An 11636-nucleotide genomic window follows, 5' to 3' on the forward strand; every position below is an offset into this window, starting at 1 on the left:
GGGTCTCCTGAGCTCGCGCAAGCCCCCTGCCGCCGCTCCTCCCCTCCCTTCCCTCCCTTCCCCTCTCCCCTTCCTCTCCCCACGTCTCCTCAGGCGGTGTCCGGTATCGGGAGCGGTCGCTTCTCGATCGCCGCCGCCATCACCTCGGGAAACAGGTCGGGCGTACAGGCGAACGCCGGTGCGCCCAGCGCCGCGAGCGCCGCCGCGTGCTCATGGTCGTACGCGGGCGCCCCTTCGTCGGACAACGCCAGCAGCGTCACGAACTGCACCCCCGACGCCTTCATCGCCGCGACCCGCTTGAGCATCTCGTCGCGTATACCCCCTTCGTAGAGGTCGCTGATGAGCACGACCACCGTGTCGGCGGGCCGGGTGATCTGCGACTGGCAGTACGCCAGCGCCCTGTTGATGTCCGTACCGCCGCCCAGCTGGGTGCCGAAGAGGACGTCGACCGGGTCGTCGAGCTGGTCGGTCAGATCGACGACGGCCGTGTCGAAGACGACGAGCCGGGTGGCGATGGACCGCATCGACGCGAGGACGGCGCCGAACACGGAGGCGTAGACGACGGACGCCGCCATGGATCCCGACTGGTCGATGCAGAGGACGACCTCCTTCTTCACGGACTGCGAGGCACGCCCGTAGCCGATCAGCCGTTCGGGCACGATCGTGCGGTACTCGGGCAGGTAGTGCTTCAGGTTCGCCGCGATCGTGCGGTTCCAGTCGATGTCGTGGTGACGGGGTCTGCTGATGCGGGTGCTGCGGTCGAGGGCGCCGGTGAGAGTCGCCCGCGTGCGGCTCGCGAGTCGCTTCTCGAGATCCTCGACGACCTTGCGCACGACCGCCCGCGCCGTTTCCTTCGTCGTCTCCGGCATGGCCTTGTTGAGGGAGAGCAGCGTGCCGACCAGGTGCACATCGGCCTCGACCGCTTCCAGCATCTCGGGCTCCAGCAGGAGGGCGGACAGCCCGAGCCGGTCGATGGCGTCCCGCTGCATGACCTGTACGACGGACGAGGGGAAGTACGTCCGGATGTCCCCGAGCCAGCGCGCGACCGACGGCGCCGACACCCCCAGCCCCGCCGAACGGTCCCGCCCGGACCGCCCCTTGCCGTCCTTCCCGTACACCGCGGTGAGCGCCCCGTCCATCGCCGCGTCCCGCCCCGCGAGCACGCATCCGGTGCCGTCCGCCTCCTCACCCCCCAGCACAAGCCGCCACCGCCGCAACCGCTCGCCGGCGGCGTCGGTGGGTCCGGCCGGACCGTTCGATCCGGTCGCTTCCACAGGTGCCGCTGTCATCGGGCCACCCCCGCAAAGTCGTCGTCGTGGGCCTCGCCCAGCCCCAGCAGCAGGCTCAGCACCGGCAGGACCGCGTCGGCGCGCCCGAGGTCGAGGTCGGGCGCGAACCCGGGGATGCCGGAGGCGGCGGCCTCGGCGCTCCCCCGCGCCCCCGGGCCACGCCGGACCAGCTCGCCCAGCGTTCTGCGCACCCCTGCCTCGTACGCCGAGAACGTGCGCCGCAGCAGGGGCAGCACATCGGTGAACGCCTCCGCCGGCACCCCGGTCAGCCACGCGTCCACCAGACCGAGCAGCCGCTCGTCGTGCACGAGCAGCATCCCGCCCCCGGAGCCACCCCCGACGAACCCCTCGATCCACGCGGCCGCGTCCCCCGGTTCCGTACCCGGCGACAGCACGAGACCCATGAGCCGCGCGGCCTCGTCCTGCTCCAACTCCCCGTCGTCCAGCAGCAGTCGTACCGCCCGCCCGCGGATCACCCCCGGCACGGTGTCGCGCCCGGACAGCACCCGCAGTACGGAGTGCCAGCGCTCGCGTACGCCGCCGGAGGCCGCTGTGCCCGGCTCCCCCAACAGCCCCACCGCGCCGTGCACCGCGTCCACATGGCGTCGCATGTGCTCGGCGGCCTCGGCGTCGAGGGCCGCACAGGCCGGTGGGAGCCCGACGAAGATCCGCTCGGCGAGGCCCACGGCGACGTCCGTGAGGGCGTGTGTGTCCGTGCCGCGCACATCGCCGTACCGCAGGGAGCGGACCAGCGCGGGCAGGGCTTGGGCAAGGTGGCCGACATCCGCGTCCAGCGCCGCCCGGTCGGCGAGGACCCGCATCACCACGGGCAGCGCGTCCGGGAGTTCGGCGAGCAGACAGCGCTCGGCCAGTGCCGTGACATCGGCCAGGGCGTGCGCGGCGACGGCGTCCGCCTCGGCCTTGCCGGTCGCCGCCGACAGCACCGTCGTGCCCCAGACCCCGGCCTCGGCGACCCGCACGGACAGCTCCGGCTCCCAGCGCAGCCGCCAGGTCTCCCGGAAGGTGCCGGTGCTGCCGCGCGAGGCGGTGGGCTCGCCCCACGCGATACCGAGCAGCCGCAGCCGGTGCAGGAGTCTGCTCCGCCCGGCGTCGGTCTCCCCCCGCAGGTCCAGCTCCAACTCCCGCTCCATCGGCTCGGGTTTCAGCCGCAACCGCTTCTGCGCACGCGCCAGGTCGCGCTGCAACGGCACCGCGGGAGCGGACTGAGGCACCTCGCCCAGCACATCGCCGACCACGAGCCGGTCGTGCACGAGCCCCAGTGGCACATCCGAGCCCTCGCACATCACGGCCCGTACGGCGTCGGTGGTCTCGGTCAGCCCGGGCAGTGGGCGACCGCGCATCGCGGCGAGGGTGTCGGCCAGCCGCACCGCCTCGATGACGTGCGCCGAGGACACCATCCGGTCCTCGTCGCGCAGCAGCCTCGCCACCTTCGTCATCCAGCGCTCGACGGGACGGTCCGGGGCGGCGAACAGATGCCCGTACCAACCCGGCGAGTCGATGCCCGCGCCGTACCCGCTGACCCGCGACAGCCTCCGGTGCGTCCATGGCACCCACGTCATGTCGGCCTTGGCCTTGGGGAGCCCCTTGAGCAGCGCCCGATCGGCGGCCACGGTCCTCTTCTGCCGCAGCGCGGGCACGTGCCAGGCCCCGCACACCACGGCCACCTCGTCCCCGAACTCCCGCTGCGCCGCCCGCATCTGGAGCCGCATATGCGCCTCGCGCACCAGGTCCCGGTCGTGTCCCCCGGCCCCGTAGGCCTCCCGCAGTGCCGCCATCGCCTCCTCCAGCGCGGTGAACGGCGCGAACGGGTCGCCTCCGATCCCCGCCCCGCCCCGGTGCTCGACCACGTCCTCCCACCAGCGCTCAGGATCGTCGTAACCGGCCGTCTCCGCGAGTACGGCGAGGGGGTCGATCCGCACGTCCGCGTCGACGGAACGGTCGGCCGCACCGGTCTCCTTCTCCTCTTCGTTCCCCCACGCCAGCGTGTGGGTCGCCGGGAGGTCGCTGAAGCGGGCCGGGACTCCGTGCTCCAGGGTCCACCGGATCGCCACCCACTCGGGGGAGAACTCGGCGAGCGGCCAGAAGGCGGAGCGGCCGGGCTCGTCCACGACATGAGCGAGGAGCGCGACGGGGGGACGCATGTCCTTCTCGGCGGCGAGCGGGATGAGCGCGTCCGCCTCCGGGGGTCCCTCGATCAGTACGACGTCGGGCGTCGCCGCCTCCAGCGCGGCCCGCACAGCTCGGGCCGACCCCGGGCCGTGATGCCGCACTCCCAGCAGCAACGGCCCCGCCGTGAAGGCCGTCATGCGCTCACCTCCCGGCAGGCCCGGTAGAAGTCCTTCCAGCCGTCCCGCTCGCGGACGACCGCCTCCAGATACTCCTGCCAGATGACCCGGTCGGCGGCCGGATCGCGGACGACGGCGCCGAGGATGCCGGCCGCCACGTCGGACGCGCGCAGGACACCGTCGCCGAAGTGGGCGGCGAGGGCCAGACCGCCCGTGACGACCGAGATCGCCTCGGCGGTGGACAGTGTGCCGCTGGGCGACTTCAGCTTGGTCCGCCCGTCGGCCGTGACCCCGTCGCGCAGCTCGCGGAAGACGGTGACGACACGACGGATCTCGTCCATGCCCTCGGGCACGGCGGGCAGGTCGAGGGAGCGGCCGATCTGGTCGACACGCCGCGAGACGATGTCGACCTCGGCGTCCGCGCTCTCCGGCAGGGGCAGCACCACCGTGTTGAAGCGGCGACGCAGGGCGCTGGACAGCTCGTTCACCCCGCGGTCGCGGTCGTTGGCGGTGGCGATCAGGTTGAAGCCGCGGACGGCTTGCACCTCCTGGCCCAACTCCGGTATCGGCAGGACCTTTTCCGACAGGATCGTGATCAGCGTGTCCTGCACGTCTGCCGGGATGCGGGTCAGCTCCTCGACCCGGGCCGTCATGCCCTCGGCCATGGCCCGCATGACCGGGCTCGGCACGAGGGCGTCCCGGCTGGGGCCGTGAGCCAGCAGCTGCGCGTAGTTCCAGCCGTACCGGATCGCCTCCTCCGGTGTGCCGGCCGTGCCCTGCACCAGCAGGGTCGAGTCGCCGCTGACCGCCGCGGCCAGGTGCTCGGACACCCACGTCTTCGCGGTGCCGGGCACGCCGAGCAGGAGCAGGGCGCGGTCGGTGGCGAGGGTGGTGACGGCGACCTCGACGATGCGGCGCGGTCCCACGTACTTCGGTGTGATCACCGTGCCGTCCGGCAGCGTGCCGCCCAGCAGGTAGGTCGCCACCGCCCATGGCGACAGCCGCCAGCGGGCGGGCCGGGGCCGGTCGTCCTGCACGGCCAGCGCGGCGAGTTCGGCGGCGAAGGCGTGCTCGGCATGTGGTCGCAGCGCCTCGCCCGCGCTCTCGCTCACGCCTTCACCCAGGCCCTCGCTCACGGGCGGACGGACGATCGTCGGTTCAACGGACGCAACGGGCACGGACATGGCTCGCTCCCCCTCCAGCTCGGCCGGTTCGGATCTGGTTCCACCGTGCACCACGCCACTGACAATGCGCCCTGACCTGCGCAAATACGCTCGCGAAGGTCGATTGTCAGTGGTGGGACCTACCTTCGATGACATGACTCAGCAGGGGGTGCGCTGGACGGCGGATCAGGTGCTGGCACTGGCGCCTGATGCCGCGTCACGTACGGCCGGCAGCAAGCTCGGCGCGGCCGGGCCGTGGTCGGAGGCAGGCAGTTCTGACGAGGGGACGGTATGGGGACTGTGCAGGGGAAGCGGCAGCAGGCCTTATCAGACGGTCATCGACATCGCGGACTCCACCGGGCCCGCGTATACGTGCAGTTGCCCGAGCCGGAAGTTCCCGTGCAAGCACGCGCTGGGACTGCTGCTGCTCTGGGCGGGCGCGGACGGTTCGGTGCCGCGGGGGCCGGCGCCGGACTGGGCGGAGCAGTGGATAGAGGGGAGACGAGAGCGAGCGGGGGAGAAGGGGACGACGGGCGGGGGATCTGGGACGGCGTCACCGGGCGATCCGGGGGCGGCGCTGCGCAGGGCGCGGCGGCGGGCCGAGCGGATCACCGCGGGGACGGCGGAGCTGGAGCAGCGGTTGGCGGATCTGCTGCGGGGCGGCCTCGCGTCGGCCGAGCAGGCGGGGTACGGGATGTGGGAGGAGACGGCGGCCCGCATGGTCGACGCGCAGGCGCCCGGACTGGCCGCGCGGGTCAGGGAGTTGGGGGCGATTCCCTCCTCCGGACCGGGTTGGCCGGTGCGGCTGCTGGAGGAGTGCGCATTGCTCCATCTCCTCGCCCAGGGCTGGCTGCGCCGTGAGCGGCTGCCGGACGACCTGGCCGCGACGGTTCGCTCGCGGGTGGGGCTGCCCGGTTCGGCGGACGGGTCACCGGTGCGGGACCGCTGGCTGGTCCTCGCCCAGTACGACACGGCGGACACCCGGCTCACGACCCGCAGGATCTGGCTCTACGGCGCGGAGACCGACCGCACCGCGCTGCTCCTCTCCTATGGGGCCGCCGGCCGCGCGCCGGAGCTGACGCTGCCGGTGGGGCTGGCCTTCGAGGCGGAGGTGTCCGCGTATCCGGGCGCCGGACAGCTCCGAGCGGCCCTGGGTGAGCGGTTCACGCCGCCCGCCCCCGCGCGGACACGTCCACCGGGGCTGACCGCTCCCCAGGCGGCGGCCCGCTTCGGCGAAGCCCTGCGGGCCGACCCCTGGCTCGACTCCCACCCGGTCACGCTGGCCCGGGTGATACCCACCCCCGACGGCGACACCTGGCAACTGGCAGACGCTGAGGGCGACTTCGCCCTCCCGATCGTCTCTTCCCTTCTCTCCCGACCCGGACTGTGGCGCCTCGCCGCCCTCTCCGGCGGCGCCCCCGTCACGGTCTTCGGAGAGTGCGGCCACCGCGGCTTCACTCCCCTGACGGCCTGGCCGGAGGGCGCCGGGGAGCCGGTGTCCCTGTGCTGACCACGGGCACCACCAGCACCGCCGACACCGCCCACAGCACCACAGCACCAACACCACTGTCACCGCTCAAGCCATCAGCACCGCCTCCCCACGGAAAGGGCGCTCATGAACACGACCTCCGCCTCCGCGGGCGCGCCCGTCGGAGGTTCCTGGGAGGAGCTCGTCACGATGGCCCTGCTCGGGACCGAGCGGCGCCCGCCTCCCGCCTGGGCCGCCGGGCGCGAGGCACCGGTGGCCCTGCTGGACGCGGCCGCGGTGGAAACCCTGCGGCGGCGGGCCGGGGTGCGGGCCGCACGGGCGGCCGCCCGTCCCGAGCCCGCGGCGCCCGATCCACGACCGACCCTCCCGCCCGCCGCGGCCCACCGGCTCGCGACGCTGCTGGCGGACCGGCCCGGCACGGGAGGCGGCGGCCGCCGGGGCGCGGCACCCGACCTCATGGAGCTGCTGCCACAGTGGCTCGCGCTGGCGAACGCGCGGGGTTTCGCACCGCCCCCGGAAGCACTGCCCGCGCTCCTCGACGCCGCCCGGGGCCGTACGGACCTGCGGCCGGCGACCCTGTCCTTCGCCGGGCCGCGCGCCCTGTGGCTCGCCCGGCTGAACCCGGACTGGCGCTTCGCCCTGCGTTCGCTGCCCGGCGGCGGCACCACGCTGCCCGGCCCAGAGGACCCCGAACGTACGCAACAGCTCTGGCAGGAGGGTCTCTTCGCCGAGCGGGTCGCACTGCTCACATCGATACGGGCCCAGGACCCCGGGGCCGCACGCGAGCTGCTCGCCACCACCTGGGCGACCGAGCGGGCCGAGGACCGGCTGATGTTCCTCGACTCCTTGCGCTCCGGACTGTGCGAGGCGGACGAACCGTTCCTGGAGCGGGCGCTCGCGGACCGGAGCCGCAACGTCCGGGCCACGGCGGCGGAACTGCTGTCCGCGCTGCCCGGTTCGGCGCTCGCCGCGCGGATGGCGGCGCGGGCCGGCACATGCGTGGCCGTCGACCGGACGCGGGGCACACCCTCGATCGTCGTCGAGGCGCCGCACGAGTGCGACGCGAGCATGGAGCGCGACGGTGTTGTACCGAAAGCTCCGGCGGGACGAGGGGAACGGTCGTGGTGGCTGGGCCAGTTGGTCGAAGCAGCGCCGCTCGGGACGTGGTCGCGACGGCTCGGCGGACGTACGCCGGAGGAGATCGTGGCGCTTCCGGTGACGGACGACTGGCAGAGCGAGCTGCATGCCGCGTGGTGCCGGGCGGCGGTGCGGCAGCGGGACCCGGGCTGGTCCCGGGCTCTCCTCGGGACGCCGTCGGCTCCGGAGGCCGGCGGGCCGGGGGCGGTGTCGCTGGCGGAGCGGTCGAAACTGCTCGCGACGCTGGGCTCCGCCGAGCGGGCCGAGTGGGTGGCGGGGTTCATCGCCACGCACGGTTTGTCCGAGGCGTTCCAGCTGCTCGGGGTCTGTGCGGTGCCGTGGGCGGGGCCCCTGGGACGGGCGGTGGTCGACGCGCTCAATATCGCGCGGGACGCGGGGAGTTATCCATGGAGCTTCAGTGGGGTGATGGGGCTGGCCGAGCGGTGCCTGGATCCGGCGGAGGCGGGGCGGCTGGAGGGACTCACGGCGGTCGCCGACGAGCCGGAGAACGCGGCGCCCGGTGCCGGTGGCTACTGGGCGGAGGCCTTCCAGCGCCTCGTCACCACGCTACGCCTACGCGCGGCGATGGCCTCGGAGCTGACGGTGCCATGAGCGCCTCGTCAGGGGCGCGGGGAACTGCGCGACCAGCCCCCACTCACCCGCACTCACCCCACGCGCTCCCCGCTCACCCGCACTCACCTCACAGCACAAAGCAAGCAGGCGCCCTCGCCGGAGAGGCGCTACGCGCCGGCCGGCTGGCGTACGTTCGCCCGGACCCACTCCACGATCGACGCGGTCGTCGCGCCCGGCGTGAAGATCTCGGCGACGCCCTTCTCCTTGAGCGGCGCGATGTCCGCCTCGGGAATGATCCCGCCGCCGAAGACCTTGATGTCCTCCGCGTCACGCTCCTTGAGGAGATCGATGACCGCGGCGAACAGTGTGTTGTGGGCGCCGGAGAGGATCGAGAGGCCGATCGCGTCGGCGTCCTCCTGGATCGCGGTGTCGACGATCTGCTCCGGGGTCTGGTGGAGCCCGGTGTAGATGACCTCCATACCGGCGTCGCGCAGCGCCCGCGCGATCACCTTGGCCCCGCGATCGTGGCCGTCGAGCCCCGGCTTGGCCACCACCACGCGGATCGGACCGGCTGCCACACCCATCACTGCCTCCATGAACGGACTTCATCGACCGCCCCGCACCGCACCGGCAGGGGAAGTGAACGAACGTTATCGTCAGATCCGTGCAAACCGCAGTTTCCCGCTGAAGACCGAGGGGGAAATCACACGGTGGGACACATTCGCCGCGCACCGCTCCGCGTCACTGCGGCACACGCGCCGCAGGGATCTGCGACGCGCGGGCCGTGGCCGGAGCCTGCGCAAGGAGAGCCGCCAGCAGGTGGCAGCACCACCGTCGCATCACGGAGGCGCGACGGCGGTGCGGCGCACCGGCGGGAGCACGACGGCAGGGAATCCCGTCGCGTCACCGGCGCACCACACGCCACGGACGCACCGTCGGCAACCGCCCACGCCATCGCCACCGGCACCACCACCGCGGCTTTCCACGAGGGCACACGGGGGACAGAGCGGTCCCGCTGCGTGCCGACTGGAGGTCGGCCATGAAGGTCACCGGGGCTGAGTTGCCCTTTCTCCCTCTCCGTCAGCGCCTGCTGCCCAGCCGACTGACCGGGCTCTCGGTGGCCCTGTTGAAGGCGACGGCCCTGGAGCTCGCCATCCTCGCCGGGCACCTCCTCCTCTATCCGTCCGGCATCACCCAGGAGCGCCGCGGCACCTCCGCGCTCCCCCCGCCCGACGCGCCCCGGCTGCCCACCGGGACCAAGCCGCCGGTCGTGCTGCTGCACGGCTTCATCGACAACCGCTCGGTCTTCGTGCTGTTGCGCCGCAACCTCGCCCAGCACGGCAGGCAGCACATCGAGTCGCTCAACTACTCGCCGCTGACGAACGACATCCGCGCCGCCGCGGAGCTGCTCGGGCGGCACATAGAGGACATCTGTGAGCGCACCGGGCGCGACCAGGTGGACATAGTGGGGCACAGTCTCGGCGGACTGATAGCCCGCTACTACGTCCAGCGCCTCGGCGGGGACCTGCGCGTGCGCACCCTGGTCACGCTCGGTACGCCGCACGCGGGCACGAAGGTCATTCCGCTGATGAACGCGCACCCGATCGTCCGTCAGATGCGCCCGGGTTCCGAGGTGATCGAGGAGCTGCGCAAGCCGGCACCCGACTGCCGTACGCAGTTCGTGAGCTTCTGGAGCGACCTCGACCATCTGATGGACCCACTGGAGACCGCCTCCATCGATCACCCGGACCTGCTCGCGCAGAGCGTCCAAGTGAGCGGAATCGGACATCTCGCCCTTCCCGTCCACCCCGCGGTCGCCGCCGGGATACGGCAGGCACTCGACTTCGAGGAGACACAGGCCCGTCCCGTCGCCGCGCCCGCCGCCGAAACCGGGGGCCTGACAGTGGCGTGACACCCCCACAGAACACCCTCAACATCGAACGACAATCGAACGCCAGGCCAAAGCCGTGCCCGCCCTCCCCCGAAACACGGCCGAATGCCCGTTTCCCGAGTGGAGGAAACCTGCGGAAGATTGTCGCGCCCGCGTACCGCCGGGTACAGTCACCGCACTGCTCTGCCAGCCCCTGTTGTCGAGGCGAAAGAGAAGTTGGTGAACGACCGTCACCCGTCGGGGACCGTAACGGCCCCGGCTCCGGCCTCCGATGCCGCCGCGGCGCCCTATGCGTCGTACGGTGGCCAGGATGCCCAGTACGGCGACCTCACCTCGTACGACGGCTACGCCACCGCCGGTACGTACGCGACCGGAAGCTTCGAGACCACGGGTTTCGAGACCTCGACCTTCGCGGCCGATCCTCTCTTCGGCGACATGTCGGGCGGCGACGGCACGGGTTCGTACGACGCCACGCAGTGGGGCACCGGCAGCCACCAGATGCCGCACTACGACCCGTACGCCGCGCAGCACCAGGCCGCGTACGACACGGGTGCCTACGACACGACCGCCTGGGCGAGCGGATACCAGCAGCTCGCCAACATCCCCGCGCAGCACCCGGGCCCCGAAGGCACCGGCCAGTGGGACGCGGCCGCCTGGCGCCAGGCCGAACAGACCGGCCAGACCCAGCAGTGGACCGCGCACACCCAGGAGACGGGCGCGTACGACGCCACGCAGTGGAACACCGCGGGCGAACACGACCCGTACGACGGGTACGAGCAGCACCAGCAGGCCGATTCGTACGAGCAGCAGCTCGCCGCCGAGGCCTACGAGCATCAGCCGGTGTCCGAGTCCGACGTGGACGACCGGCCCTTCGACCAGCAGGCGACCGCGACCTTCGAGCAGGTGTCGTACGACGAATCCGGCGCCCCGGAGGACGAGTTCGAGGACGCCGGTGACGCGCAGGACGCGCCACTGCTGGAGGACATGGAAGAGGTCATTCCGGCCCCCCGTGCCGCGAACCGGTCCGCGTCCCGTTCCCGGCGACGCAGCCCGGCGAAGCGTTCCGCCTTGCTGACCGTCGCGGTGCCCTCGGCCTGTGTGATGGGGGTCGCGGGGATCGCCGCCGCCTCCGTGGGCACCATCGGCGGGAACGACAGCAAGGACAACACGACCCTCAGCGCGTCCGACGGGACCGCGGTGAAGCCGTCGGCCGCCAACAACAAACTGGACACCCAGCTCCAGAGCCTCTCCGCGGGCGCGGACGACTTCGCCGACCGGGCCAGCCGGACGCAGGAACGTATCGACCTCAAGGCTCAGCAGGCCGCCGAGAAGCAGAAGGCGGCGGCGGAGGCGGCTCGCAAGGAGCGGCTGCGGCCGAAATTCGTGCTCCCGGTCACGCAGAAGGGCCTCAGCGCCTACTTCGGCCAGGCCGGCATCAACTGGATGTCCGTGCACACGGGCATCGACTTCCCGGTGTCGTACGGCACGCCGGTGATGGCCGCGACCGACGGCACCGTACGGACGCAGTGGAACAGCGCGTACGGGAACATGGCGATCGTCACCGCGATGGACGGCACGGAGACCTGGTACTGCCACCTCTCCAGCTACAAGGTGCCGTCGGGGACGGTCGTGAAGGCCGGAGACCAGATCGCCTTCTCCGGGAACTCCGGCAACTCGACCGGTCCGCACCTGCACTTCGAGGTCCGCCCCGCGGGCGGCTCGGCGATCGACCCGCTGCCGTGGCTGCGCAGCCACGGCCTGGACCCGACGTGATCCACGGGGCCTCGG

At 72.5% G+C, this 11636-nt stretch carries 8 protein-coding genes; 4 read left to right on the forward strand and 4 right to left on the reverse strand.

Annotated features, from left to right (window positions below):
• Nucleotides 1-89 precede the first annotated feature (89 nt).
• The 3 genes from ACZ7M2_RS10925 to ACZ7M2_RS10935 are packed head-to-tail and all read right to left on the reverse strand — an operon-like array spanning nucleotide 90 to nucleotide 4779.
• A complete protein-coding gene (locus ACZ7M2_RS10925; protein WP_471594984.1) occupies nucleotides 90-1289 on the reverse strand; it encodes a VWA domain-containing protein in 1200 nt (399 codons plus the stop codon).
• A complete protein-coding gene (locus ACZ7M2_RS10930; RefSeq protein ID WP_471594985.1) occupies nucleotides 1286-3616 on the reverse strand; it encodes a DUF5682 family protein in 2331 nt (776 codons plus the stop codon). The genes ACZ7M2_RS10925 and ACZ7M2_RS10930 overlap by 4 nt, the downstream gene beginning before the upstream one ends.
• Entirely contained in the window at nucleotides 3613-4779 is a 1167-nt protein-coding gene (locus tag ACZ7M2_RS10935) for an ATP-binding protein (protein ID WP_471594986.1), read from the reverse strand. Before ACZ7M2_RS10935 ends, ACZ7M2_RS10930 begins: the two co-directional genes overlap by 4 nt.
• A gap of 133 nt (nucleotides 4780-4912) precedes the next feature.
• Between ACZ7M2_RS10935 and ACZ7M2_RS10940 the strand changes: the two genes are divergently transcribed.
• Both ACZ7M2_RS10940 and ACZ7M2_RS10945 read left to right on the forward strand, forming a co-directional pair.
• Nucleotides 4913-6268: an SWIM zinc finger family protein gene (locus ACZ7M2_RS10940; protein ID WP_471594987.1), complete on the forward strand. Its 1356-nt coding sequence runs from the start codon at nucleotides 4913-4915 to the stop codon at nucleotides 6266-6268.
• 105 nt (nucleotides 6269-6373) lie between these two features.
• Nucleotides 6374-7996 (forward strand): DUF5691 domain-containing protein, encoded by a 1623-nt coding sequence (locus ACZ7M2_RS10945; RefSeq protein ID WP_471594988.1) that lies wholly within the window; start codon nucleotides 6374-6376, stop codon nucleotides 7994-7996.
• A 128-nt stretch (nucleotides 7997-8124) separates the two neighbouring features.
• On the opposite strand, the gene ACZ7M2_RS10950 is transcribed toward ACZ7M2_RS10945, so the two are convergent.
• Entirely contained in the window at nucleotides 8125-8541 is a 417-nt protein-coding gene (locus tag ACZ7M2_RS10950) for a cobalamin B12-binding domain-containing protein (RefSeq protein WP_067366859.1), read from the reverse strand.
• Nucleotides 8542-8996: 455 nt separating this feature from the next.
• On the opposite strand from ACZ7M2_RS10950, the gene ACZ7M2_RS10955 reads away from it, so the two are divergent.
• Complete coding sequence (locus ACZ7M2_RS10955; RefSeq protein WP_471594989.1) at nucleotides 8997-9869, forward strand: esterase/lipase family protein; 873 nt, start codon at nucleotides 8997-8999, stop codon at nucleotides 9867-9869.
• Between the two features lie 84 nt (nucleotides 9870-9953).
• On the forward strand, nucleotides 9954-11621 hold the full coding sequence (locus tag ACZ7M2_RS10960; protein ID WP_471594990.1) for a M23 family metallopeptidase: 1668 nt from the start codon (nucleotides 9954-9956) through the stop codon (nucleotides 11619-11621).
• Nucleotides 11622-11636 lie beyond the last annotated feature (15 nt).

Source organism: Streptomyces sp. NPDC111507, from assembly GCF_055638955.1.

Excerpts from the sequence above, each read along its gene's own strand:
- ACZ7M2_RS10925 (WP_471594984.1), bottom strand. The coding sequence starts at position 1,289 with ATGACAGCGGCACCTGTGGAAGCGACCGGATCGAACGGTCCGGCCGGA.
- ACZ7M2_RS10930 (WP_471594985.1), bottom strand. The coding sequence starts at position 3,616 with ATGACGGCCTTCACGGCGGGGCCGTTGCTGCTGGGAGTGCGGCATCAC.
- ACZ7M2_RS10935 (WP_471594986.1), bottom strand. The coding sequence starts at position 4,779 with ATGTCCGTGCCCGTTGCGTCCGTTGAACCGACGATCGTCCGTCCGCCC.
- ACZ7M2_RS10940 (WP_471594987.1), top strand. The coding sequence starts at position 4,913 with ATGACTCAGCAGGGGGTGCGCTGGACGGCGGATCAGGTGCTGGCACTG.
- ACZ7M2_RS10945 (WP_471594988.1), top strand. The coding sequence starts at position 6,374 with ATGAACACGACCTCCGCCTCCGCGGGCGCGCCCGTCGGAGGTTCCTGG.
- ACZ7M2_RS10950 (WP_067366859.1), bottom strand. The coding sequence starts at position 8,541 with ATGGGTGTGGCAGCCGGTCCGATCCGCGTGGTGGTGGCCAAGCCGGGG.
- ACZ7M2_RS10955 (WP_471594989.1), top strand. The coding sequence starts at position 8,997 with ATGAAGGTCACCGGGGCTGAGTTGCCCTTTCTCCCTCTCCGTCAGCGC.
- ACZ7M2_RS10960 (WP_471594990.1), top strand. The coding sequence starts at position 9,954 with ATGCCCGTTTCCCGAGTGGAGGAAACCTGCGGAAGATTGTCGCGCCCG.